General features: G+C 71.1%; 23 protein-coding genes and 1 pseudogene. 10 read left to right on the forward strand and 14 right to left on the reverse strand.

Annotated elements, in window-relative coordinates:
• Positions 1-40: 40 nt before the first annotated feature.
• Positions 41-688 (forward strand): HAD family hydrolase, encoded by a 648-nt coding sequence (locus tag OG574_RS26310; protein ID WP_326775203.1) that lies wholly within the window; start codon positions 41-43, stop codon positions 686-688.
• Here OG574_RS26310 and OG574_RS26315 read toward each other — a convergent pair.
• Positions 667-915, reverse strand: a complete 249-nt coding sequence (locus tag OG574_RS26315; protein WP_100595741.1) for a hypothetical protein — start codon at positions 913-915, stop codon at positions 667-669. The genes OG574_RS26310 and OG574_RS26315 overlap by 22 nt on opposite strands.
• Before the next feature lie 187 nt (positions 916-1,102).
• On the opposite strand from OG574_RS26315, the gene OG574_RS26320 reads away from it, so the two are divergent.
• Entirely contained in the window at positions 1,103-1,486 is a 384-nt protein-coding gene (locus OG574_RS26320; protein ID WP_100595742.1) for a cold-shock protein, read from the forward strand.
• Positions 1,487-1,491: 5 nt separating this feature from the next.
• On the opposite strand, the pseudogene OG574_RS26325 reads toward OG574_RS26320, so the two are convergent.
• From OG574_RS26325 to OG574_RS26345, 5 genes and pseudogenes are all read right to left on the reverse strand, one after another.
• A pseudogene (locus tag OG574_RS26325) lies at positions 1,492-1,581 on the reverse strand (1,4-dihydroxy-6-naphthoate synthase); the annotation flags it as partial.
• A gap of 71 nt (positions 1,582-1,652) precedes the next feature.
• On the reverse strand, positions 1,653-2,510 hold the full coding sequence (locus OG574_RS26330) for a 1,4-dihydroxy-6-naphthoate synthase (protein ID WP_326775204.1): 858 nt from the start codon (positions 2,508-2,510) through the stop codon (positions 1,653-1,655).
• Entirely contained in the window at positions 2,507-3,214 is a 708-nt protein-coding gene (locus tag OG574_RS26335) for a futalosine hydrolase (RefSeq protein ID WP_326775205.1), read from the reverse strand. The genes OG574_RS26330 and OG574_RS26335 overlap by 4 nt, the downstream gene beginning before the upstream one ends.
• Complete coding sequence (locus OG574_RS26340) at positions 3,184-3,660, reverse strand: DUF2771 domain-containing protein (RefSeq protein ID WP_326775206.1); 477 nt, start codon at positions 3,658-3,660, stop codon at positions 3,184-3,186. The genes OG574_RS26335 and OG574_RS26340 overlap by 31 nt, the downstream gene beginning before the upstream one ends.
• Before the next feature lie 102 nt (positions 3,661-3,762).
• Entirely contained in the window at positions 3,763-5,112 is a 1,350-nt protein-coding gene (locus tag OG574_RS26345; RefSeq protein ID WP_326778622.1) for an MFS transporter, read from the reverse strand.
• 383 nt (positions 5,113-5,495) lie between these two features.
• On the opposite strand from OG574_RS26345, the gene OG574_RS26350 reads away from it, so the two are divergent.
• From OG574_RS26350 to OG574_RS26360, 3 genes are all read left to right on the forward strand, one after another.
• Complete coding sequence (locus OG574_RS26350; RefSeq protein ID WP_100595747.1) at positions 5,496-6,419, forward strand: DUF3027 domain-containing protein; 924 nt, start codon at positions 5,496-5,498, stop codon at positions 6,417-6,419.
• 89 nt (positions 6,420-6,508) lie between these two features.
• A complete protein-coding gene (locus OG574_RS26355) occupies positions 6,509-9,661 on the forward strand; it encodes a sacsin N-terminal ATP-binding-like domain-containing protein (protein WP_326778623.1) in 3,153 nt (1,050 codons plus the stop codon).
• A gap of 186 nt (positions 9,662-9,847) precedes the next feature.
• A complete protein-coding gene (locus OG574_RS26360; RefSeq protein WP_326775207.1) occupies positions 9,848-10,777 on the forward strand; it encodes a hypothetical protein in 930 nt (309 codons plus the stop codon).
• Between the two features lie 5 nt (positions 10,778-10,782).
• Here the strand turns inward: OG574_RS26360 and OG574_RS26365 are convergent, their stop codons facing one another.
• Positions 10,783-13,182 (reverse strand): HAD-IC family P-type ATPase, encoded by a 2,400-nt coding sequence (locus OG574_RS26365; protein WP_326775208.1) that lies wholly within the window; start codon positions 13,180-13,182, stop codon positions 10,783-10,785.
• A gap of 122 nt (positions 13,183-13,304) precedes the next feature.
• The gene (locus tag OG574_RS26370) at positions 13,305-13,571 is read right to left on the reverse strand and encodes a DUF2530 domain-containing protein (protein ID WP_100595750.1); all 267 of its coding nucleotides are present in this window, start codon (positions 13,569-13,571) and stop codon (positions 13,305-13,307) included.
• A 191-nt stretch (positions 13,572-13,762) separates the two neighbouring features.
• Here OG574_RS26370 and OG574_RS26375 point away from each other — a divergent pair, with 191 nt between their 5' ends.
• On the forward strand, positions 13,763-15,208 hold the full coding sequence (locus OG574_RS26375; RefSeq protein WP_326775209.1) for an NCS2 family permease: 1,446 nt from the start codon (positions 13,763-13,765) through the stop codon (positions 15,206-15,208).
• A 70-nt stretch (positions 15,209-15,278) separates the two neighbouring features.
• Here OG574_RS26375 and OG574_RS26380 read toward each other — a convergent pair whose 3' ends face one another.
• Entirely contained in the window at positions 15,279-15,461 is a 183-nt protein-coding gene (locus tag OG574_RS26380; protein WP_100595752.1) for a ribbon-helix-helix protein, CopG family, read from the reverse strand.
• Between the two features lie 154 nt (positions 15,462-15,615).
• On the opposite strand from OG574_RS26380, the gene OG574_RS26385 reads away from it, so the two are divergent.
• Both OG574_RS26385 and OG574_RS26390 read left to right on the forward strand, forming a co-directional pair.
• Positions 15,616-16,053: a MarR family winged helix-turn-helix transcriptional regulator gene (locus OG574_RS26385; protein WP_100595753.1), complete on the forward strand. Its 438-nt coding sequence runs from the start codon at positions 15,616-15,618 to the stop codon at positions 16,051-16,053.
• Between the two features lie 58 nt (positions 16,054-16,111).
• Positions 16,112-17,455: an MFS transporter gene (locus OG574_RS26390; protein ID WP_326775210.1), complete on the forward strand. Its 1,344-nt coding sequence runs from the start codon at positions 16,112-16,114 to the stop codon at positions 17,453-17,455.
• A gap of 17 nt (positions 17,456-17,472) precedes the next feature.
• On the opposite strand, the gene OG574_RS26395 is transcribed toward OG574_RS26390, so the two are convergent.
• Entirely contained in the window at positions 17,473-17,970 is a 498-nt protein-coding gene (locus OG574_RS26395; protein WP_326775211.1) for a GNAT family N-acetyltransferase, read from the reverse strand.
• Positions 17,971-17,987: 17 nt separating this feature from the next.
• On the opposite strand from OG574_RS26395, the gene thpR reads away from it, so the two are divergent.
• Positions 17,988-18,566 (forward strand): RNA 2',3'-cyclic phosphodiesterase, encoded by a 579-nt coding sequence (thpR, locus tag OG574_RS26400; RefSeq protein WP_326775212.1) that lies wholly within the window; start codon positions 17,988-17,990, stop codon positions 18,564-18,566.
• 464 nt (positions 18,567-19,030) lie between these two features.
• Here thpR and OG574_RS26405 read toward each other — a convergent pair whose 3' ends face one another.
• Entirely contained in the window at positions 19,031-20,026 is a 996-nt protein-coding gene (locus tag OG574_RS26405; protein ID WP_326775213.1) for an aldo/keto reductase, read from the reverse strand.
• A 30-nt stretch (positions 20,027-20,056) separates the two neighbouring features.
• Positions 20,057-20,749, reverse strand: a complete 693-nt coding sequence (locus OG574_RS26410) for a GDSL-type esterase/lipase family protein (RefSeq protein WP_326775214.1) — start codon at positions 20,747-20,749, stop codon at positions 20,057-20,059.
• Between the two features lie 70 nt (positions 20,750-20,819).
• Between OG574_RS26410 and OG574_RS26415 the strand changes: the two genes are divergently transcribed.
• On the forward strand, positions 20,820-21,794 hold the full coding sequence (locus OG574_RS26415; protein WP_326775215.1) for a WD40 repeat domain-containing protein: 975 nt from the start codon (positions 20,820-20,822) through the stop codon (positions 21,792-21,794).
• Here the strand turns inward: OG574_RS26415 and OG574_RS26420 are convergent, their stop codons facing one another.
• The gene (locus tag OG574_RS26420) at positions 21,795-22,199 is read right to left on the reverse strand and encodes a PPOX class F420-dependent oxidoreductase (protein WP_326775216.1); all 405 of its coding nucleotides are present in this window, start codon (positions 22,197-22,199) and stop codon (positions 21,795-21,797) included.
• A gap of 105 nt (positions 22,200-22,304) precedes the next feature.
• Positions 22,305-23,423: a phosphoserine transaminase gene (gene serC, locus OG574_RS26425; protein WP_100595761.1), complete on the reverse strand. Its 1,119-nt coding sequence runs from the start codon at positions 23,421-23,423 to the stop codon at positions 22,305-22,307.
• Positions 23,424-23,571: the final 148 nt, after the last annotated feature.

Raw genomic sequence — 23,571 nt, forward strand, 5'->3', positions numbered from 1 at the left:
TAGCTAAGCGGCAATCGTACGCCCAGGCACAATGGCTCCTATGGGTGCATACGAGAGCGCGAACGGATCAGCTTCGGGACCGACGGTCGGCTTCGACCTCGACATGACGCTGATCGACTCACGGCCGGGAATCAGGGACACATGGCTGGAACTCGCCCAGCGCACCGGCGCGCAGCTCGACGCCGATCTCATCGTGACGCGGCTCGGCCCGCCGCTGGAGCAGGAGCTCGCGTACTGGTTCCCCGAGGAGGGGATCCCGGAGATGGCCGACCTGTACCGGGAGCTCTACCCGGCGCACGCCATCACCGGGACGTACGCGATGCCGGGCGTGCACGAGGCCGTCGCCGCGGTGCACGAGGCGGGCGGCAGGGTGATCGTCGTGACGGCGAAGTACGAGCCCAGCGCGAAGCTCCACCTGGAACACCTGGACATCGCCGCCGACGAGGTCATCGGCAATCTGTGGGCCGAGGGCAAGGCGACGGCGCTGCGCGAGCACGGCGCGTCCGTGTACGTCGGTGACCACACCGGCGACGTGCGCGGCGCCCGTGCCGCCGAGGCGCTGTCCGTCGCGGTGACGACCGGGCCGTGCGACGCGGCGGAGCTGCGCGAGGCCGGCGCGGACGTGGTGCTCGCGGATCTGACGGAGTTCCCCGCCTGGCTGGAGGCCTACGTCGCCGAGCGGGCCTGACGGCGCTGCACGGCGATCCCGCGCAGCACTCCGGCCGCGGAGATCAGGAAGCCGACGCCCATCAGCATGCACACCGCGTAGGCGACGGGCGGGAACGGGTCGGTTCCGAGGAACAGAGGGGCCATGGTGGCCAGGGTGGCCACGGCTCCGACGATGAAGACGATGCCGCCGGCCTTGACGAGGCGGTCGCCGGGTCCTGCGGAATTCGCTTGGGTTTTGTCACGCACCCGACCAGGGTAGTTCCCAGCGCGAAGGAACAATCCGGGTTCCTCGGGCCGTCTTGTCACCGCCTCCTGGACCATTAGCCTGGTGCCGGCGGGTCGGGCGGCCCGCTGCAGTGCTATCCAGAGCCGTTTTCAGCGCCGTTCTTCATCGCTCGGAACGGCATGACGAGTACGAGGACGAGGACTTCACGTGCCTACCGGCAAGGTCAAGTGGTTCAACAGCGAGAAGGGCTTCGGCTTCCTCTCCCGCGACGACGGCGGCGACGTCTTCGTGCATTCCTCCGTACTTCCCGACGGCGTGGACGCTCTCAAGCCGGGCCAGCGTGTCGAGTTCGGCGTCGTCGCGGGACAGCGCGGCGACCAGGCGCTCTCCGTGACGATCCTCGATCCGACCCCGTCCGTGGCCGCGGCACAGCGCCGCAAGCCGGACGAACTGGCCTCGATCGTCCAGGACTTGACGACGCTCCTCGAGAACATCACGCCGATGCTGGAAAAGGGCCGCTACCCGGACAAGGCCTCCGGCGCGAAAATCGCGGGCCTGCTGCGGGCGGTGGCCGACCAGTTGGACGTCTGACCGCGCTACGGGAACGCGAGCGCACCCGGGCCGAGGGCGGGCACGAGGCCCTCGGCCGCAGCGCGCGTCAGCAGGCCCCGGATCGCCGCGGCCCCTCTTTTCTGCTGCCCTCGCGCCGCTTCGCAGGCTTCGGGCGGCTGTGCCGGACTCCGTCCGGCCGCTGCGTTCAGGGGAATGACAGGGCGCCGGGGGCAAGTGCGGGGACCAGGCCCTCGGCCGCAGCGCGCGTCAGCAACCCCCGGATCGCCGCGTATCCGTTCTCGCCGAGGTCGGCTGTGAACTCGTTGACGTACAGGCCGATGTGCTGGTCCGCGACGGACGGGTTCATCTCCTGGGCGTGTTCGAGGACGTAGGGGCGGGAGGCCTCCGGGTCGTCCCAGGCCATGCGTACCGACGTGCGGATCGTGTCGGTGAGCCGGCGCAGGCGGTCCTCGCCCAGGCTCCGCTTCGCGATGATCGCGCCGAGCGGGATGGGCAGCCCGGTCGTGTTCTCCCAGTGCTCGCCCATGTCGGCGAGGGAGTGCAGACCGTAGTCCTGGTACGTGAAGCGGGCCTCGTGGATGACGAGTCCGGCGTCGACCTTGCCGTCCCGCACGGCGGGCATGATCTCGTCGAACGGCATCACGACGACCTCGCCGACCCCGCCGGGCACGACGTCCGCGGTCCACAGGCGGAACAGCAGGTACGCCGTCGACTTCTCGCTGGGGACGGCGACCGTCTTCCCGCTGAGGTCGACGCCCGGCTCGCGGGTGAGCACGAGGGGGCCGCAGCCCCGGCCGAGCGCGCCGCCGCAGGGCAGCAGCGCGTAGTCGTCGAGGACGTACGGCAGGACGGCGTACGACACCTTCAGCACGTCGAAGTCGGGGGAGCGGCGCTCGGCTACGCCGTTCGTGATGTCGATGTCGGCGAAGGTCACGTCGAGGGCGGGCGCCCCGGGGACGCGGCCGTGGGCCCACGCGTCGAAGACGAACGTGTCGTTCGGGCAGGGCGAGAAGGCGATCCGGAGTTCTTCGGGGTGCGTCATGTGCGGTTCCAACTCTCCAGTACGGGCGCGGACTTCCCGAACGCTTCGGTCAGCGCCGCGAGTGCGTCGCCGATGCGCCAGGCCGCGCGGTCGCGGGGGCCGACGGCGTTGGAGACCGCGCGGATCTCCAGGACGGGCACGCCGTGCGCGGCGGCCGCCTCGGCGACCCCGAAGCCCTCCATCGCCTCGGCGGCGGCGCCGGGGTGACGGCGTTGCAGCTCGGCGGCGCGGGCCGCGGTGCCCGTCACGGTGGAGACCGTCAGGACGGTGCCGGTGAGCGCACCGGTGGCCGCGGCGACGTCCCGTACGAGGGAGGGCGGCGGGCGGTGCGTGACCGTGCCGAAGCCGAGCTCGGTGACGGGCAGGAAGCCGTCGGGGGTCTCGGCGCCCAGGTCGGCGACGGTCAGCGCGTCGGCGACGACGACGGAGCCGAGCGGGGCGTCCGGCTGGAACCCGCCGCCGATGCCGGCGGAGACGACCAGGCCGTACGGCCGTCCCGACAGGGCGGCGGTGGTGAGGGCGGTGGCGGTACCGGCCGCCGCGGCGGCGGGCCCGACGCCCACCGCGACGACATCGACGGCAGGGTGCGCGGCGCCCGCCTCGGACAGGCCCCTGACCACCGCGTCCCGCTCCGCGGGGACGGCGGTGGCGATCAGGACCCGCCCGCTGTCCGTCAGGCGTCCTTCTTGAGCTTGAACGACCACAGGCCGGTCGCCTTCGAGCCGCTGCCCTCGACGATGGAGACCGTCGTGGAGCTGCCCGTGGCGCCGTACTGCTGGTTGAAGAACACGCTGCCCGGGACGGTGCGGTACGTCTTGTTGCTGGCGTCGGTCAGCGCCTGACCGTTCATCAGCAGGGTCCAGCCCTTGTCCGCGATCTTCGGGTCGACGCCGAAGCGGACCGTCGCGTCGGGGTCGACCTTGATGGACTTGATGTCCTTGTTCTTGAGGCAGTCCTTCAGCGCGGAGGCGTCCAGGGTCTTGCCGTCGTTGTAGCAGGCCGCTTCCGACGTCACCGTGGAGCGGCCGACCGTGATGGTCGCCAGCGGCGTCGGCTTGTCGCAGGCCGAGAGGACGAGCAGCCCGGCAGCGACGGCGCCGGCGGCTGCCACGGTGCGGCGGTTGCGCACGGTGAAACGCAGGGAGGTCATGCGGGCAGGCTATCTGGCGGCCCGCGCACACTCGCCATGCGGGTGCGGCGTGCCGCATGCTCACGCCATCCGGGGCGGATCTCCCGCTCCCCCGGCCGTCCCTCACGCCACGCGGCTGCGTGCCTGGCCGCCGTGGCGCGCGGCGGCCAGCAGGCCCCGTACGGTCGTCAGCCAGCCCGTTCCGACGATCGCCGCGGCGACACTGAGGCCCAGTGCTCCGTTCAGGGGCAGCGCGATGCCGATGGCGCCGCCGAGGACCCACGCCATCTGGAGGAGGGTCTCGGAGCGGGCGAACGCGGAGTTGCGGACCTCCTCGGGGACGTCGCGCTGGATCAGGGCGTCCAGGGACAGTTTCGAGAGGGCCTGCGCGAACCCGGCGACGGCCGCGAGGCACGCCGTGAGGAACGCGGTGAAGAACAGCGCGGCCGTGATCGCCACGCCGAGGACCACCGCCACCACCGTCACGATGATGATCTCGGGCGCCCGTGATTTGAGCCACGCCCCGACGGCCGTGCCCAGCGCGTTGCCCGCGCCCGCCGAGACGCCGACGATGCTGAGCGACACGGCGGCGCTCTGCCCCGACATGGGGTGCTCGCGCAGCAGGAACGCCAGGAAGAAGATCAGGAAGCCGGAGAGGCAGCGCTGCGAGGCGTTGACGAACAGCGCGTGCGTCACGGCCGGGCCGACCGTGCGCAGACCGGGGCGCTTCTGCTTGGTGGTCTCCTTGCGCGGGCCGTGCAGATGCTGCTCGTCGGCCGCCAGGAGCGCCTTCCCCTCGCCCTTCGCGGAGTCCACCTTGTGCGGCAGCTGGAAGGACAGCACCATCCCCGAAATGAAGATCACAAACGCGCCGTAGAGGGGCCAGCGCGGCCCGAGCACCTGGAGCCCGGCGCCGACCGGCGCGGCCACACCGGTGGCGAGGAGTCCGCCGAGCGTCACCCGCGAATTGGCCTTGACCAGGGAGAAGCGGGGCGGCAGCAGGCGCGGCACGACGGCGCTGCGGACCACTCCGTACGCCTTGGACGCCACCAGGACGCCCAGCGCCGCCGGGTACAGCTCCACGCTGCCGCTGACCACCGCCCCGGACAGGACGATCGCGAGGAGCGCCCGCGCCAGCATCGAAGCGGCCATCGCGGCGCGCCGCCCGTGCGGCAGCCGGTCCAGGAGCGGCCCGATGACGGGCGCGAGGAGGGTGAAGGGCGCCATCGTGATGCCGAGGTACAGGGCGACGCGCCCGCGCGCCTCGTCCGTCGGCACCGAGAAGAACACCGTGGACGCGAGCGCGATGGTGATCATGACGTCGCCGGCGCCGTTCACCGCGTGCAGTTCGATCAGTTTTCCCAGACCCGACTCGCCCGCGCCGTGCGCGTGGGTCGCTTTGCGAATCCCGCGCGCCGTACCGGTGAACGGCAGGTGCAGGGCGCGCCCGAACCCGCGGACCGCCCTGAGCACCGGGCCCGATCCGCCTGCTGCGCGCGCCGACGACCTCGCGGAAGTCACTCAGCCATAGTGCCCCCGGAAGGTGGTGACTAGTGCCGATATCGGCTGAGCGGGTCGCCGGTACGGCCCCCCGGAACCGCTCCGCCGCGTGGTGCAGGACACAGCTAGTTGTACGTCGGTGTGGGCGCACGGGCCGGGAGAAGGTAGCGTGCGTAACGCGCCTGCGGCAGCTGTCCTCGGCCGCGCGCCTCTCGGTTATCCCGCAGAATGGGTGACGTAGGTGCGCCCGAGGACGTTCGGGCGCGGACGTCGACGCGGCCCCCTGGTCCGCTCCGTCCGTACCCCCGCGCAAGGGTGGCGCACTCGTGAGACGGCGTAGGAGAGAAGCGATACCTGTGAGCGCAGCGACAACGCGAAGCCGCACCCCTGACCGTCTGTGCGCCGAGGCGGTAGGCCTCGCGCGGACCGCGGCCGAGGAGGCCGCCGCGCCAGGAGTCGTGGGCGAGCACGTCGACGTCGTCGTCGAGGGCGACCGGGTGGTCACGCATCTCTTCGAGTGCAAGGAGTTCGGCTACCGCGGCTGGCGGTGGGCCGTGACGGTCGCGCGGGCCTCCCGCGCCAAGGTCGTCACCCTCGACGAGACGGTTCTGCTGCCCGGCCCCGACGCGCTCCTCGCCCCCGAGTGGGTGCCGTGGAGCGAGCGGCTGCGGCCCGGCGACATGGGCCCCGGTGACCTGCTCCCGACCGACGCCGAGGATCTTCGGCTCGAGCCCGGCTATTCGGGTGAGGACGTCCCGCCGCCGAACTCCGCGGTGTCCGAGGAGATGGCCGAACTCGTCGAGGCGGAGGACGCCGAGCTGACGGTGGGACCGCCCGCGGAACTGCCCATCGCGCCCGAGCGCGGCTCCATCGCCTCGGTCGCCGAGGAGCTCGGCATGCGGCGCGCCCGGGTCCTGTCCCGGTACGGCCTCCACATCGCGGCAGACCGCTGGGACGAGGCGTACGGGGCGAAGACTCAGATGGCTCAGGCGGCGCCCGCCACCTGCGTGTCCTGCGGTTTCCTGGCCCGGATCGGCGGCTCGCTCGGCCAGGCCTTCGGTGTCTGCGCCAATGAGTTCTCTCCGGCGGACGGACGTGTCGTCTCGCTCGCGTACGGCTGCGGGGGGCACTCCGAGGCGGCCGTCATGCCGAAGCCTCCCCGGCCGGCTCCCCACGTGATCGACGAAACGCGCGTGGACCCGTTCCCCCTGCGCCCGTCGGCGGATTCGGGCTCGGTCCCGACGACCCCGGACGGCACGGAGGACCTCGGCCACTCGTAGCCCTCGCGGTTCTCTTTCCGCGAGCGCGGTAGCGTCTGCGTCGCCAGGGTTGGCCTGGTTGAACGGCAGAGGGAGACCACACCGTGAGCGTGAGCAAGATCGTGCGCCCGGCAGCCGAGGGGATGGACCCGTTCGGGACGGCCCGTCTGCGGCGTGGGCTGCTCGATGCCTGGGCAGGCAGCCCGGCCCGCTTCCGTGAGGACGCCAACGCCGAGGAGGACCTCGCCCTCGGCGGCTACCGCGACCGTCTCGTCATCGAGCTCGCCCAGAACGCCGCCGACGCCGCCGCCCGCGCCGGTGGCACCTCAGGCGGTCGCTTCTCCCTGACCCTGCGCGACGGTGTGCTCGTCGCCGCGAACACCGGCGCGCCGCTGGACGCCGCCGGTGTCGAGTCGCTGTCCACGCTGCGGGCCTCCGCCAAGCGTGAGCAGGGCGACGGCGCGGTGGGCCGGTTCGGCGTCGGGTTCGCCGCCGTCCTCGCGGTGACCGACGAGCCCGCGGTCGTCGGCCGCACGGGCGGGGTGCGCTGGTCGCTCACCGACGCGCGCGGACTCGCCGCCGACACCGCGCGGCACAGCCCCGGCCTCGGCGACGAACTGCGCCGCCGGGACGGCCATGTGCCGCTGCTCAGGCTCCCGTTCGCCGCGGAGGGCTCCGCCCCGGACCCGTACGAGACCGTCGTGATCCTGCCGCTGCGCGACGCCGCGGCACAGGCGCTCGCGGCGCGGCTCATCGACGCCATCGACGACACTCTGCTCCTCGCCCTGCCCGGCCTCGACGAGGTCGTCGTGGAGACCGAGTCCGGTACGCGCATCCTGCGCCGCAGGACCGACGGACCGTACGTGGCGGTCGACGACGAGCGCGAGGACGCCGTGTCCGGCAGGCGCGAGAGCGTCACGACCCGCTGGTGCGTCCTCACCCGCAACGGCCCGCTCGAAGCCGCACTCCTCGCCGACCGGCCCCTCGAAGAGCGCCTGCGCCCGCACTGGTCCGTGACCTGGGCCGTGGCGGTGGACGCGGACGGCGCCCCCGAGCCGCCCCGCAGCGCGCCCGTGCTGCACGCGCCGACCCCCAGCGACGAGCCGCTCGGCGTGCCCGCGCTTCTCATCGCGTCGTTCCCCCTCGACACGACCCGGCGGCACGCCGCCCCCGGGCCGCTCACCGACTTCCTGGTGGAGCGCGCCGCCGACGCCTACGCCGAACTCCTCGCCGGATGGCGTCCGGTGAGCCCCGCCATCCTCGGCCTCGTGCCGGGCCCGCTCGGCCGGGGCGAGCTGGACGGCAGCCTCCGCGGCGCGATCCTGGCCCGGCTGCCCCGCACCGCGTTCCTGCCGCCCGCGCTGCCGCGCACGAAGGACGACGCCGACGGGCTGCCCGAGACGCTGCGGCCGCGCGAGGCCGAGGTCGTCGAGGGCGCCGGCGCCGAGACCGTGAAGGTCCTGGCCGAGGTCCTGCCGAGCCTGCTGCCCGCGGGCCTGGAGCGTCGCGTCGAGCTGCGGACCCTGGAGGTCGCCCGGGTCCCGCTGACGGAGGCCGTCGACCGGCTCGCCGGTCTGGAGAAGGAACCGGGCTGGTGGCGGCGCCTGTACGACAGCCTCGCGGGCGTCGACCCGGACCGGCTCACCGGGCTTCCGGTGCCGCTGGCCGGGGGGCGTACGACGATCGGGCCGCGGCAGGTGCTGCTGCCCATGCCGGACGCGACACCGGGCGAGACGCTCGCCCGGCTCGGCCTCAAGGTCGCCCACGTGGAGGCCGCGCACCCCCTGCTCGAGAAGCTGGGCGCGCTGCCCGCGACGCCCCGTGCCGTCCTGACGACCCCTCAGGTGCGGGCGGCCGTCGCCGGTTCGCTCGACGACGACTCCTGGTCCCTCGACGACGACGGCCCGGTCGGCGTGGACGAACTGGCCGAGCTGGTCCTCACCCTCGTACGGGACGCGAATCTGGAGCCCGGGGACGAGCCGTGGCTGGGCGCGCTCGCACTGCCCGACGACGAGGGCGAACTCGCGCCCGCCGGTGAACTCGCGCTGCCCGGCAGCCCGTTCGCGCAGGTCGTCCGCGAGGGTGAGCTCGGCATGGTGGACGGCGACCTCGCCGAGCGGTGGGGCGAGCAGCCGCTCGCCGCATGCGGTGTCCTTGCCGGGTTCGCCCTGGTCCGCGCCACCGACGTGGTCCTCGACCCGGACGAACTCGACCCGCGCGAAGGTGACTTCGCGGAGCCGGACGACGCGGGTCTGCTCGACGCGGTCGACGTGTGGTGCGAGGACGTGCTCGACCGGCTGCCCGACACCCCCGTGCCGCCCGTCGTCACCGAACTCGTCGCCGTACGCGACCTGGACCTCGTCGACGACGACCGCTGGCCCCAGGCTCTCGCCCTCCTCTCCCGCCCGCCGCTGCGCGACGCCCTCACCCAGCCCGTACGGGTCCTGCTGCCCGACGGCACGCATGAGATCGTCCGCCCGTACACGGCCTGGTGGCTGCGCGACCACCCCGTCCTCGACGGCCGCCGGCCGGCCGGTCTGCGCGCGGCCGGTGGTGACCCGCTGCTCGCCGGGCTCTACGACCCGGCGGACGCGACCGGCTTCGAGGACGAGCAGGTGCTGCGCGCGCTCGGCGTCCGCACGTCGGTCGCCGCGCTCCTCGACGAACCGGGCGGCGCGGCCGAGCTTCTCGACCGTCTCGCCGACCCGGAGCGCGAGGTCGGTGCGTCCCAACTCCACGCCCTGTACGGGGCGCTGGCCGATCTCGACCCGGAGCAGGTGACCCTGCCCGACGAGCTGCGGGCCGTGGTGGACGGCGAGGTCAGGGTCGTGGACGCGGCCGACGCCGTCGTCGCGGACGCGCCCGATCTGCTGCCCCTGGCCGGCGGTCTTGCGCTGCTGCCGGTGAGTCCGGGGCGGGCCGCGGACCTGGCGGAGCTGTTCCAGGTGCGGCGGCTGAGCGCGACCGCGGACGCCGAGGTCACGCAGGAGGGCGCCGAACATCCGGTGCCGGAGTCCGTACGGACCCTGCTCGGGCCCGCGACCCCGCAGACGTACGTCGAGCACGAGGAGCTGTTCGTCGCCGGGGTGGAGGTCGACTGGCGGCGCACGTCCGACGGCACGGTCCACGCCTCGACCCTGGAGGGCGTGGCGGCGGGCCTGGCGTGGGCGGCGGGTCAGTGGCCGCGCCGCTTCGAGGTCGCGGCACTCCTCGAGGACCCGTCGCGCACGGCGGAGTTGGCCCGGGACCGTTGGTTCGACTGAGGGCGCTTCAGGGGCACGGGCGAGTGCGGGCCGGTAAAGGTAAAGGTGATCACAAGAGTTCACCGCCCGTACAACCGATCCCTCCAGTCGCATGTCTGATCTTGCGAGCCAACAGGCTCCTAGATCACTTGGGTCCCGCGTGACGGCATCAGCACCGCGGGATCCCTTCTCCAACTTGGGGAACACATGCGCATACGTGCCACCATGGCCGCCGCGACGGTGACCGGCTCTCTCGCCCTGGCCGCTTTCGCCGTGCCGGCCGCGCAGGCCACCGACCAGCCGAGCCTGGCGCAGGCTCACCAGGTCGCCCAGAAGGCTGCGGGGCACTCGGCTCCGCAGGCCCGTTCGCTGACCGCCACCGAGGCCGGCGACCCATACGTGATGGACGCCACCTTCTCGAACATCAAGGTGAACAGCGGTAAGTCCGCCATCGTTGTCGGCACCACCAACACGGTGCACGTCTCGTACAGCTTCACCTTCACCCACGGCTCGGACGTGGACCCGACGGCCGACGACTTCGTCCCGGGCGTCGACCTCTACCGCACCGACGAGGGGAACGCCCTGTTCGGCGACGCCCCGGCGACCTGCACGGCCGCCTCGTCGACTGTCGCGAACTGCAAGGGCAGCATCGACATCAACCCGCAGGAGGAGCTGACCAACGTCGACGCCGGAGCCAAATGGACCGGCGAGGCGTTCGCCGTCGCGTACAACGGCCAGGACCCGGACAGCCCCAGCGACCCGAGCAAGATCGGCACCGCGTACCAGGACGCCGTGTCGTCCAACGCCCTGCAGCGCTACTCCAAGCTCACCGTCAACGCGTCCCCCGAGCCCGTGAAGAAGGGCGGCACGCTCACCATCACGGGCGCCCTGACCCGCGCGAACTGGGACACTCACAAGTACGCTGGCTACACCAGCCAGTCGGTGAAGCTGCAGTTCCGCAAGACGAGCTCCTCGACGTACCCGACGACGTACCTGAAGTCGGTCACGTCGTCCTCGACCGGCTCGCTGAAGACCACGTCCACGGCCACGTACGACGGCTACTGGCGCTACAACTTCCTCGGCACCTCCACCACCCCGGCCGTCAAGGCCACGGGTGACTTCGTCGACGTGCGGTAGAAGTCCTAGACGGGAAAGCGGCGGTCGACCCATCTCCACGCGAATTCCAGGGCGACCGCCGCCACCGCCGCGATGCCGACCGCTGTCCACGGCATCGACGCGCCCACCAGCTTCAGCGCGAAGAAGTCCTGGAGCCACGGCACCACGAGGACGAGCAGGAACGCCGCGCCCATCGCGGCCACCAGGCACACCCGCCACCAGGTGTAGGGCCGCGCGATGATGGCGAGCACCCACATCGAGACGAGGAACAGCGTCAGCGTCGCCGAGCTCGTCTCGGCGTCGAGCGCGCCGGAGCCCGTGTAGTAGTGCCGGGCGATCACGTACGTCACGAAGGTGGCCGTTCCGGCGACGACGCCGCCCGGGATCGCGTACCGCATCACGCGCTTCACGAACTGCGGTTTGGCGCGCTCCTTGTTGGGCGCGAGAGCCAGGAAGAACGCGGGGATGCCGATCGTCAGCGTCGACAGCAGCGTCAGGTGCCGCGGCAGGAACGGGTACTCGATCTGGAAGCAGACCACGAGGACGGCGAGCAGCACCGAGTAGACCGTCTTGACGAGGAACAGGGACGCGACGCGCGTGATGTTCCCGATGACGCGGCGGCCCTCGGCGACGACCGAGGGCAGTGTGGAGAAGCTGTTGTTGAGGAGCACGATCTGCGCCACGGCCCGGGTCGCCTCCGAGCCCGAGCCCATCGAGACGCCGATGTCGGCGTCCTTGAGGGCGAGCACGTCGTTCACGCCGTCGCCCGTCATCGCGACCGTGTGCCCCTTGGACTGCAGCGCGCCGACCATGTCGCGCTTCTGCTGCGGGGTGACGCGGCCGAACACCGTGTTCTCGTCGAGGGCCTTGGCCATCCCGGCCTGGTCGGCGGGGAGCGTGCGGGCGTCGACCGTGTCCTGCGCGCCCGCGAGGCCCAGCTTCCCGGCGACGGCGCCCACCGACACCGCGTTGTCCCCGGAGATGACCTTCGCGTGGACGCCCTGGTCGGCGAAGTACCGCAGCGTGTCCGCCGCGTCGGGCCGCAGCCGCTGCTCCATGGCGACCAGCGCGACGGCCTTGGCGCCCTCCTTGACCGCCGGGTCGTCGAGGTCGCCGGCGGCGCGGGCGAGCAGCAGGACGCGCAGGCCCTGGTGGTTGAGTTCCTCGGTCTCGGCGAGCACCGGGTGCCCGGCCGGCAGGAGTACGTCGGGTGCGCCGAGCAGCCACGCGCTGGCGGTGCCGTCGCCCTCGCTGAACGCGGCGCCGCTGTACTTGCGGGCGGAGGAGAAGGGAAGTGACTCGGTGCAGCGCCACTCCTCGCTGTCGGGGTAGGCGTCGATGATCGCCTGGAGCGAGGCGTTGGGCCGCGGGTCGGACTCGCCGAGCGCGCCGAGGACCTTGCGTACGTAGCTCTCCTCGGCCTCGCCGAGCGGGCGCAGCTCGGTGATGTCCATGCCGCCCTCGGTGAGGGTGCCGGTCTTGTCGAGACAGACGGTGTCGACGCGGGCGAGGCCCTCGATGGCGGGGAGTTCCTGGACGAGGCACTGCTTGCGGCCGAGGCGGATCACGCCGATCGCGAAGGCGACGGAGGTGAGCAGGACGAGCCCCTCGGGGACCATCGGCACGATGCCGCCGACGGTCCGCGCGACGGAGTCCTTGAAGTCGTTCTCCTTGACCACGAGCTGGCTGATGACGAGGCCGATCGCGGTCGGGACCATCATCCAGGTGACGTACTTGAGGATGGTCGAGATGCCGGTGCGCAGCTCGGACTGGACGAGGGTGAAGCGGCTGGCCTCCTCGGCGAGCTGCGCCGCGTATGCCTCGCGGCCGACCTTCGTCGCGGTGAACGCGCCGCCGCCGGCGACGACGAAGCTGCCGGACATGACCGGGTCGCGGTGTTTTTTGACGACGGGGTCGGCCTCGCCGGTGAGCAGGGACTCGTCGATCTCCAGGCTGTCGGCCTCGGCACACACACCGTCCACGACGATCTTGTCTCCAGGGCCGATCTCGATGAGGTCGCCGAGGACGATTTCGGAGGTGGAGATCTCGGTGGCCTGCCCGTCGCGCCGGACCGTCGGTTTCGCCTCGCCGATGACGGCGAGTGAGTCGAGGGTCTTCTTGGCGCGCAGCTCCTGGATGATGCCGATGCCGGTGTTCGCGAGGATGACGTAGCCGAAGAGGCTGTCCTGGAACGGCGCGACGAACAGCATGATCAGCCACAGGGCGCCGATGATCGCGTTGAACCGTGTGAAGACGTTCGCGCGGATGATCTCGGTGGTCGAGCGGGAGCTGCGGACCGGTATGTCATTGACCTCGCCGCGCGCGACGCGCTCGGCCACCTCGGCGGTGGTGAGCCCCCTCGCCCGCTCGGGGACCGGCACCGGGTGGACCGGGTCCAGCTCGGCGCCCGCGTCGATGTGCGTCATGCAAACGACAGTACGGGCGGATTTGCGGCTTCACCCCTCGGGTGCGCCAAAGATCCGACTCGGGGAGGACGTGGCGGCGAGGGGGCCGGTCCCGTGGTCGTACGCGGGCTGCGCGCCGGCCGCTACTCGGCTGCCGGGCCCGCCTCGGCGGCCGCGCGCTTGAGCGCCGCGTCGCGCCCCCGTACGTACCAGATACCGATGAGTCCGAGCCCGGCTCCGGCCAGGCAGGTCCAGATCCACCACGTGTGGCCGTGGTCGTCGAACCAGCCGTAGAACGGCAGCTGCGCCAGGAAGAGGACGAACCACAGGATCGTGCCGCCCGTGATGGTGGCGACCACGGGCCCTTCAAGGGGCTCGGGTGCCTCGTGCTTGGGGGTCCACTTCTCCATGGGCATAGCTTACGAGGAGCAGGAAACGACGTCTTCAGTCGCCCCGGAACCCTGATGGGTCAAGGGTCTACGCGCGGAGATAGCCATTTCTTGCTCATATGTTCATACTGAAACGGCCTGAGTCTGGCCACTTCTGTTCGTAGAAAACGCCAAACAGCGCCCCCACCAGCACACCGATTCAGAGGTCATCCATGTCCAGCTCGGCCCCCGCACCGGTCGATCTCACCGAGCCGCCGTCGGCCCCCCAGAACGGCCTCGACCGCTTCTTCAGGATCTCCGAGCGGGGTTCGACGGTCAGCCGCGAGATCCGTGGCGGCTTCGCCACCTTCTTCGCGATGGCCTACATCATCGTGCTGAACCCGATCATTCTCGGCAGCGCGAAGGACATGTACGGGCACCAGCTCGACAACGGCCAGCTGGTCACCGCGACCGCGCTCACCGCCGCCTTCACGACCCTGCTCATGGGCGTCATCGGCAACGTCCCGATCGCGCTCGCCGCCGGACTCGGCGTGAACACGGTCGTCGCCCTCCAGCTCGCGCCCCGCATGTCGTGGCCCGACGCGATGGGCATGGTCGTCCTCGCGGGCTTCGTCGTGATGCTCCTGGTGGCGACCGGCCTGCGCGAGCGCGTCATGAACGCCGTGCCGCTCGGCCTGCGCAAGGGCATCGCGATCGGTATCGGCCTGTTCATCATGCTGATCGGCCTGGTCGACTCGGGCTTCGTCTCCCGCATCCCGGACGCCGCGCACACCACGGTGCCGCTCCAGCTCGGCGCCGACGGTCACCTCAACGGCTGGCCCGTCCTCGTCTTCGTGCTCGGCGTGCTGCTCACCCTCGCCCTGATCGTGCGCAAGGTGCCGGGCGCCATCCTGATCTCCATCGTCGTCATGACGCTCGTCGCGATGGTCATCGACGCCGTCGCCAACGTCCCGAGCTGGGGTCTGACGACGCCCAAGTGGCCCGGCAACCCGGTCGAGATGCCGGACTTCGGGCTGGTGGGCCAGGTCAGCCCGTTCGGCGGCTTCGACAAGGTCGGCATGCTGACCGGCATCCTCTTCGTCTTCACCGTGCTGCTGTCGTGCTTCTTCGACGCGATGGGCACGATCATGGGCGTCAGTGACGAGGCCAAGCTGACCGACGAGAGCGGTCAGATGCCCGGCATGAACAAGGTCCTCTTCATCGACGGCATCGCCGTCGCCGCGGGCGGCGCCTCGTCCTCGTCGGCCACCACCTGCTTCGTGGAGTCCACCGCCGGCGTCGGCGAGGGCGCACGCACCGGCTTCGCCAACGTGATCACCGGCGGCCTGTTCGCCGTCGCGCTGTTCCTCACGCCGATCGCCACGATGGTCCCGTCCCAGGCGGCCACGCCCGCGCTGCTCGCGGTCGGCTTCCTGATCCTGTCGGGCTCGATCGGTGCCATCGACTGGAGCGACTACACGATCGCCATCCCGGCCTTCTTGACGATGGTGATGATGCCGTTCACGTACTCGATCACCAACGGCATCGGGATCGGCTTCATCAGCTTCACCCTGCTGCGGGTCGCGGCGGGCCGCGCCCGTACGGTGCCGGTCGCGATGTACATCGTCGCGGCGGTCTTCGCCTTCTACTACCTGATGCCGGCGCTGGGTCTGACCTGAGCGCCCTGAAGGGGAGCCAGGGGCGCGGGGAACTGCGCGACCAGCCACAGACGGCCCGCAGGCGGAGGAGTCACGCCGCCCCGTAGAACTTCTCTGTCTCCTCGACGGACGTCGCAAAGCGTTCGTCGAAGTCGTCTCGAATGAGCGTCCGGACCACATAGTCCTGGACGCTCATTCCTCTTTTGGCGGCGTGGGACTTGAGCCGGTCGAGCAGCTCACCGTCTATCCGCAGGCTGAGCACTGTCGATCCCATGCGCAACAGAGTCGCGGGCCCCTGTCCGCCCGCGTGTCACTTTTCGTGGCCACATCACTCATACGGGTGACGAAGGGGGCCCCGAAGGATTCAGTGGGGGGAGTCACGGGAACCCGGTTGGTCTTTAGAGAGAGTAATGAGTTAAGCTAACGACATGCCGGACCTCTCCCATGGTGACGACGCAGCCGCAGTGAACGCACTGCGCTCAGCGGTGATGCGCCTGTCGCGCCGACTCAAGCACCAGCGGGTCGACGAGTCGCTGAGCCCCACAGAAATGTCGGTGCTCGGCACCCTCGCCCGCTGCGGCAGCGCGACTCCGGGCGAACTCGCCCGCAAGGAGCACGTGCAGCCGCCGTCGATGACCCGCATCGTCGCGCTGCTCGAAGCCAAGGGGCTCGTCCGGTTGGAGCCGCATCCCGAGGACCGGCGACAGAAGGTCGTCACCTCCACCGAGCAGGCCGAGGCCATGCTCGAAGAGAGCCGCCGCAAGCGCAACGCGTGGCTGGCCTCGCTCGTGGAGAACCTGGACGAGGACGAGTGGGCCAAGATCCGCGCCGCCGCCCCCGTCCTGGAGAAGCTCGCCCACCTGTAAGGCCCTTCGGGGCGTACGTTGACCTGCCGTTCACGGCCGCCAAGGAGGCGAACCCGCATTGAGTACGGGATCCGGAGCAGACTCCGCCCCCGCACCAGCCGCCCTCGACAAGACCGACCGCCCCGGCAAGAGCTCGATGTTCAGCTCGCTGAAGATCCGTAACTACCGGCTCTTCGCGACCGGCGCAGTCGTTTCCAACACCGGCACCTGGATGGCCCGCATCACCCAGGACTGGCTGGTGCTCAGCATCACCGGCTCCTCGGCCGCCGTCGGTATCACCACGGCCATGCAGTTCCTGCCGATGCTCCTGTTCGGCCTCTACGGCGGCGTCATTGCCGACCGTTTCGCCAAGCGGAACCTGCTGTTCGTCACCCAGGGCGCGATGAGCCTGTCCGGGCTCTTCCTCGCGACCCTCACCCTCACCGGGAACGTCCAGGTCTGGCACGTCTACCTCGCGGCCTTCTTCACCGGCCTCGTCACCGTCGTCGACAACCCGACCCGCCAGTCCTTCGTCTCCGAGATGGTCGGCCCCGACCAGGTCCGCAACGCGGTCAGCCTGAACTCGGCGAACTTCCAGTCGGCACGCCTGATCGGTCCCGCGGTCGCGAGTGGACTCACCGCTGCCGTCGGTCCGGGCTGGGCGTTCCTCGCCAACGGCCTGTCCTTCCTCGCCCCGCTCACCAGCCTCTGCCTGATGCGCACCCGCGAGCTGCACCACACCCCGCGCGCCCCGCGCGGCAAGGGCCAGCTCCGTGAGGGCCTCAACTACGTCTCCAAGCACCCCGAGCTGATCTGGCCGATCGTCCTCGTCGGCTTCGTCGGCACGTTCGGGTTCAACTTCCCGATCTGGCTGAGCGCCTACGCTGACGACGTCTTCCACGGCGGGGTCGGCATGTACGGCGTCTTCAACACGCTCATGGCCCTCGGCTCGCTGGCCGGCGCGCTGCTCGCCGCGCGGCGCCGCTCCACCCGGCTGCGCGTCCTCGCCGGAGCCGCGGTCGGCTTCGGTGTCCTGGAGGTCGTGGCCGCGTTCGCGCCCGACGTCTGGGTCTTCGCGCCGCTGATCGTGCTGCTCGGCATCCTCGGCCTCACGGTCAACGTGACCGCGAACTCGTCCGTCCAGATGGCGACCGACCCAGAGATGCGGGGCCGCGTCATGTCCCTGTTCATGATGGTGTTCACGGGCGGCACGCCGTTCGGCGGGCCCCTGTTCGGCTGGCTCGCCGACCAGTACGGGGTCCGGCTCAGCTTCGCCATCGGCGGCCTTGTGTGCGCCACGGCCGCGCTCGGCGTCGGACTGATGCTGGCCCGCGCCGCGAACCTGCGGCTCAAGCTAGACCTGCGCCGGGGACGGCAGCACGTGCAGTTCGTACCGCGCGAGAACCTGGCCACGGCGGCGTGAGCCGAGGGGCCTGACCGTCAGACGTGCCGGGCCAGGACCTGGCCCGGCCACACGCCGTCGGGTCCGGTGAACGACTCGGTGCGGACGAAGCCGTTCGCCTCGTAGAACGCGACGAGCTTGCCGTCGTCGCCCGCGTAGCAGTCGACGCGCAGGAGCGGGATGCCCGCCCTGCGGGTCTCCTGCACGGCGTGGGCGAGCAGCGCGGCGCCCGCCCCGCTGCCGTGCCGGGCCGCGAGCAGATGGACGTAGCGCTCGGGCTCTCCGGCCGGCTCCACGTACGAGCCGGGCCCCTCGGAGAGTGTGAGCGTGCCGACCGGGATGCCGTCGGTCTCCGCGATCCACGGCACGCCCCTGGCCACGTACTCCTCGACCATCGCCACGGCCCGCGGACGCTCCGACCAAGGCCTCTCGCCCCACTGCCCCGTGCGCCCCTGTGACACCAGCCACTCCATGGCCCCGTCGAACAGGCCGACTATCGCGGGGATATCCGCCGCGCTGCCCTTTCTGATCTCCATACGGGGAGACTAGCCCGGTGAGACTTTTCGCAGCAGTGCTGCCGCCGGACGAGGCGGTGGCCGAACTGGGGCGCGCCGTCAGCCAGTTGAAGGGGTCCCACGGCCTCGAAGGGGCCGAGGGCCTGAGGTGGACCGGTCTCCCCGGCTGGCACTTCACGCTCGCCTTCTACGGGGAGGTGCCCGAGGAGACCGTGCCCGAACTGTCGCGCCGCCTGGAACGGGCGGCGGCCCGCACCGCGCCCTTCCCGCTCGCCCTGCGCGGCGGCGGGCACTTCGGGGACCGGGCCCTGTGGGTGGGCGCGTCCGGTGACGTGGCGGCGCTGCGGCGCCTCGCCGAGCGGGCCGGGGCCGCGGCCCGTAAGGCCGGCCTCGACACGGAGGACCACCGCCACTACCGGCCGCACCTCACGCTGGCACGTGGCTCCGGCACCGTCCACCTCAAGCCGTACGCGGCCGCCCTCGACTCCTTCACCGGCGAGCAGTGGACGGTGGGTGAGCTGGCACTCGTCCGGAGCAGGCTGCCGAGGTCCGGGGTGCGCGGCGAGCAGCCCCGCTACGAGAAGGTCGGCGGCTGGCCGCTTTCGGCCACGGGTTAATCTCGAAGCGTGGACCCGAAGAGCCGTAACCGGATCATGGCCGTTGTGCTGGTACTGATGTTCGCCGTCGTCGCAGTGGCGGCCGCGGTCGGAAAGTGACCGCGGCCGCACCCCGCCGTACCCGCACCCGCACGGCTACCGGGCCGCGCGAGACCCCCGCTCTACCAGGCAAAAGCCTTGGGTGACGGCCTCGGGCCAGGGCTGTGCCGTCCCGGGGGACGACGCCCGGACCCCCGGCCGTTCACGGCGCGAGGCCCCGGCTCTACCAGGCGAACGCCTCCGGTGACGGCCCCGGGCCCGGGCTGTGCCGTCCCGGGGGGCGACCCCCGGACCCCTGGCCGTTCACGGCGCGAGGCCCCGGCTCTACCAGGCGAACGCCTCCGGTGACGGCCCCGGGCCCGGGCTGTGCCGTCCCGGGGGGCGACCCCCGGACCCCCGGCCGTTCACAGCGCGAGGCGCCGGCTCTACCAGGCGAACGCCTCCGGTGACGGCCCCGGGCCCGGGAAGATCTCGTCCAGGCCCGTGAGGACCTCCTCGCTCAGTTCGAGCTCGACCGCGCGCAGCGCCGAGTCGAGCTGCTCCGAGGTGCGCGGGCCGACGATGGGACCGGTGACGCCGGGACGGGTCAGCAGCCAGGCCAGCGCCGCCTCGCCGGGCGCGAGGCCGTGCTTGTCGAGCAGGTCCTCGTAGGCCTGGAGCTGGGCGCGCGTCTCCGGGTTCGCTAGCGCGTCCGCGGCCCGGCCGCTCGCGCGACGCCCGCCCTCGACCTCCTTCCTGATGACCCCGCCGAGCAGACCGCCGTGCAGCGGCGACCAGGGGATGACCCCGAGGCCGTACTCCTGCGCGGCCGGGATGACCTCCATCTCGGCGCGGCGCTCCGCGAGGTTGTAGAGGCACTGCTCGCTGACGAGGCCGAGGGTGCCGCGGGCGGCCGCCTTCTCGTTGGCCTGGGCGATCTTGTAGCCGGGGAAGTTCGACGATCCGGCGTAAAGGATCTTGCCCTGCTGGATCAGGACGTCGACGGCCTGCCAGATCTCCTCGAAGGGGGTCTCGCGGTCGACGTGGTGGAACTGGTAGATGTCGATGTAGTCCGTGCCCAGCCGCTTGAGGCTGGCCTCGACGGCGCGGCGGATGTTGACCGCGGAGAGCTTGTCGTGGTTGGGCCAGGGCGAATCGGTGCCCGCGCCGGCCATGTTGCCGTAGACCTTCGTGGCCAGGACCGTCTTGTCCCGCCGGTCGCCGCCCTGGGCGAACCAGCTGCCGATGATCTCCTCGGTGCGGCCCTTGTTCTCGCCCCAGCCGTAGACGTTGGCGGTGTCGAAGTAGTTGATTCCCGAGGCCAGCGCCGTGTCCATGATCGCGTGGCTGTCGGCCTCGTCGGTCTGCGGGCCGAAGTTCATCGTGCCGAGAACGAGCCGGCTGACCTTGAGTCCTGTGCGTCCGAGCTGCGTGTACTTCATGAGTCCCCAGCCAACGGCGTGGAGTGGACTCTAGGCAAGGCCCCCGGGCGAGGCGCCCACCGGACCCCACGCCTGACGCATCGCCAGGGCGAACGTGTCCGCGAGCTTGCGCTCACCGCTCGCGTTCGGGTGCGTGCCGTCGTACGTGTCCTGGTGGATGTCGTACGACTCCGGCACCGACGCGAGGAGCAGGGGGGAGGGGCCCGAGTCGAGGTCGGCGACCGCCTTCGCGAGGAGCATGTTGAAGTGCGCGACCTCCGCGGCGAACGGCGCGTCCGTCTCGGCGCGCACGTTCGGGATGACCGGCAGCAGGACCATCCGCACGCGCGGGTTCGCGGCGCGGGCCCCGGCGACGAAGCGGCGCATGTTCTGCGCGGTCTGCTCCGCGTTCGTGTAGAAGCCGAGATCGATCAGGCCGAGCGAGATGAGCAGGACATCGGTGCGGGCGAGCGCGACCGCCTCCTCGATGACGGGCGCCATGTGCAGCCAGCCCTCGCCCCAGCCCGCGAGATGGTTGCGCGGGAAGGCGGGGTCCGCGTCCGCGTAGTCGTGCGACACCGGGGCGTTCGCCGTCTTGTCGTGGAGCGTCTCGCGCGGCCCGGCGATCTCGAACGCGCCGTCGCCGTACGCGGCCCGCAGATGCTGCCACATCCGGTAGCGCCAGGTGAGTTCGCCCGCGCTGCCTATCGTCATCGAGTCGCCGACGAATGTGAACCTGAGCATCCGCTCATCATCGCGGATCAGGGCCGGGTGGAGTGTGTGACGCTGAGCACGCCCTGGCAAGCTGGGGGGCATGCGTTCGTTTCTGGGTGCGGCCGGAGCCGCCGTCGTTCTCGCGTTCGGTGCCACCGCTCCCGCCGTGGCGGACGACCCCGGCAGCGACGGGTTCACCATCAAGGACCCGCGGATCACCGAGTCCAGCGGCCTGGCCGCGTCCCGGCTCCACCCGGGCATCTACTGGACCCACAACGACAGCAGCGACGGCGCGTATCTGTACGCGGTCGACGGCAGGACCGGCGAAACCGTCGCCACCCTCACCCTGACCGGCGTCGGTGCCCCGCGCGACGTCGAGGCCATCTCCATCGGCCCCGACAACAACCTCTACGTCGGCGACATCGGCGACAACCTCGGCGGCAAGTGGTCCCACGTGTGGATCTACAAGCTGCCGGAGCCGAAGGAACTGCGCGACCAGACGGTGCGGGCGACGCAGTTCACCGTCCAGTACGCGGACGGGCCCCGCAACGCCGAGGCGCTGATGGTCCATCCGAAGACCGGCCGCGTCTACATCGCCGAGAAGAACGAGGACGGCGGCGGCCTCTACGAAGGGCCCGAGAACCTGTCCGCGTCCGGCACGAACGTCTTCCGCCGCGTCTCCGGGATCGACCTGTGGGTGACGGACGGCGCGTTCTCACCCGACGGTAAGCACCTCGCCCTGCGCGGCTACTTCGGCGGGATCTCGTACGCCTGGAAGGACGGAAAGCCCGAGCGCGACGGGCAGTTGAACGTGCCGATGCAGCCGCAGGGCGAGTCCGTCACCTACACCGCCGACGGCAAGACGCTGCTCTACGGGAGCGAGGGCAGGGGCAGCTCGGTGGAGCCCGTACAGGCCGAGGACGGGTCGGGCGGAGACTCGAAGTCGCCCTCGGCGGACGGCGATTCGGGCGACGGGCGCATCCACACGGGCCTCAGTGCGAGCGCGGTCGGAATCATCGCCGTGGTGATCGCCGTGTTCGGGATCGGCCGGCTGCTGCGCCGGCCCAAGAAGTAGTCACTCCTCGACGACCCGTACTTCGTAGTGCAGCGTCCTGTCCCGCTGCACCTTGTGCGCCAGCGGGACCGCGACGCCGTGCATCACCGGGTGCTTGTGACGGAGCAGTCTCGCCGCGTGCTTCGCCTCCTCGCCGCCCTCGTCGAGAAGCCGGACCCGGGCCTTGAACTCGGGGCCCGTGGGGGCGCCGCGCAGGGTGGAGGGGGCGATCTCCACCTCGGGGTTGCGGCGCAGACGCTTGACCTTCCACGCCTTGCCGTACGTGCGGAAGTACGCGTGGTCACCCTCGACGACGAGGTTCACGGGGGTGCCGACGCCCGTGCCGTCCTTCTTGTGGGACGTGAGCAGGACCGTGTACTGCTTGACCAGGGGTGCGAGCACCGGGCTCGTCGGTTCAGTCGTCATCCCTCCATAGAGGCACTCCGCGGCCCTCCTGTCACCCTTTACGCCTAACGCCGATGGGGCGCCCGGCGTAGTGCCGGGCGCCCCATCGGCGTAGAACTGGTGTGACTAGAGCTTCTCGATCACGTAGTCGATGCACTTCGTCAGCGCCTCGACGTCCGCCGGGTCGATCGCCGGGAACATCGCGACGCGCAGCTGGTTGCGGCCCAGCTTGCGGTACGGCTCCGTGTCGACGATGCCGTTGGCGCGCAGCACCTTGGCGACCGCCGCCGCGTCGATCTCGTCCGAGAAGTCGATGGTGCCGATGACCTGCGAACGCTTCGCGGCGTCCGTGACGAACGGCGTCGCGTACTTCGAGTCCTCGGCCCAGCTGTACAGGCGCGTCGAGGAGTCCTTCGTACGGGCCGTCGTCCAGGCCAGACCGCCCTGGCTGTTCATCCACTCCAGCTGCTCACCGAGCAGGAACAGCGTCGCGAGCGCCGGGGTGTTGTACGTCTGGTTCTTGCGGGAGTTGTCGATCGCCGTCGGCAGCGAGAAGAACTCCGGGATGTGACGGCCCGACGCGTGGATGCGCTCGGCGCGCTCCAGGGCGGCCGGCGAGAACGCCGCCAGCCACAGGCCGCCGTCCGACGCGAACGACTTCTGCGGGGCGAAGTAGTAGACGTCCGTCTCGGCGATGTCGACGGGCAGGCCGCCGGCGCCGGAGGTCGCGTCCACCAGGACGAGGGCGCCCTCGTCGGCACCGGCCACGCGCTTGATCGGGGCGGCGACACCGGTGGAGGTCTCGTTGTGCGTGAGGCCGTACACGTCGACGCCCGCCTCGGCCTGCGGCTCGGGGTGCGTGCCGGGCTCGGAGGCGATGACGGTCGGCTCGGCCAGCCACGGGGCCAGCTTCGAGGCCTTCGCGAACTTGGACGAGAACTCGCCGAAGTTCAGGTGCTGCGACTTGTTCTCGATCAGGCCGTGCGTCGCCACGTCCCAGAAGGCGGTGGAGCCGCCGTTGCCCAGGATCACCTCGTAGCCCTCGGGAAGCTGGAAGAGGTCCTTGACCCCTTCGCGCACTCGGCCGACCAGGTTCTTGACCGGGGCCTGGCGATGGGAGGTGCCGAGCAGGGACGTGCCGGTGGCGGCCAGGGCGTCCAGCGCCTCCGTGCGCACCTTGGAGGGGCCCGCGCCGAAACGTCCGTCGGCGGGCTTGATGTCAGCGGGAATCTGGATCTCAGCCACGACGTGAGCCTAGCGGCTCAGGGCACGTCGTCTTACCGGTGTCCGTCGGCTGAGACCGATGCCCCACCCGGGGTGGACGTTGCGGGGCTCCGCCGCGGACCCCGTTCCTCAAACGCCGGAAGGGCTGGATATGCCGGCCTTGGATGGG

It is taken from the genome of Streptomyces sp. NBC_01445, from assembly GCF_035918235.1.
In the GTDB taxonomy this organism is placed as follows: domain Bacteria; phylum Actinomycetota; class Actinomycetes; order Streptomycetales; family Streptomycetaceae; genus Streptomyces.

Coding starts and splice junctions, on each gene's coding strand:
- OG574_RS26405 (WP_326775213.1), bottom strand. CDS start 20,026: ATGAAGTACACGCAGCTCGGACGCACAGGACTCAAGGTCAGCCGGCTC.
- OG574_RS26420 (WP_326775216.1), bottom strand. CDS start 22,199: ATGACGACTGAACCGACGAGCCCGGTGCTCGCACCCCTGGTCAAGCAG.
- OG574_RS26330 (WP_326775204.1), bottom strand. CDS start 2,510: ATGACGCACCCCGAAGAACTCCGGATCGCCTTCTCGCCCTGCCCGAAC.
- OG574_RS26375 (WP_326775209.1), top strand. CDS start 13,763: ATGTCCAGCTCGGCCCCCGCACCGGTCGATCTCACCGAGCCGCCGTCG.
- OG574_RS26370 (WP_100595750.1), bottom strand. CDS start 13,571: ATGGAGAAGTGGACCCCCAAGCACGAGGCACCCGAGCCCCTTGAAGGG.
- OG574_RS26415 (WP_326775215.1), top strand. CDS start 20,820: ATGCGTTCGTTTCTGGGTGCGGCCGGAGCCGCCGTCGTTCTCGCGTTC.
- OG574_RS26385 (WP_100595753.1), top strand. CDS start 15,616: ATGCCGGACCTCTCCCATGGTGACGACGCAGCCGCAGTGAACGCACTG.
- OG574_RS26310 (WP_326775203.1), top strand. CDS start 41: ATGGGTGCATACGAGAGCGCGAACGGATCAGCTTCGGGACCGACGGTC.
- OG574_RS26380 (WP_100595752.1), bottom strand. CDS start 15,461: ATGGGATCGACAGTGCTCAGCCTGCGGATAGACGGTGAGCTGCTCGAC.
- OG574_RS26410 (WP_326775214.1), bottom strand. CDS start 20,749: ATGCTCAGGTTCACATTCGTCGGCGACTCGATGACGATAGGCAGCGCG.
- OG574_RS26340 (WP_326775206.1), bottom strand. CDS start 3,660: ATGACCTCCCTGCGTTTCACCGTGCGCAACCGCCGCACCGTGGCAGCC.
- OG574_RS26395 (WP_326775211.1), bottom strand. CDS start 17,970: ATGGAGATCAGAAAGGGCAGCGCGGCGGATATCCCCGCGATAGTCGGC.
- OG574_RS26365 (WP_326775208.1), bottom strand. CDS start 13,182: ATGACGCACATCGACGCGGGCGCCGAGCTGGACCCGGTCCACCCGGTG.
- OG574_RS26360 (WP_326775207.1), top strand. CDS start 9,848: ATGCGCATACGTGCCACCATGGCCGCCGCGACGGTGACCGGCTCTCTC.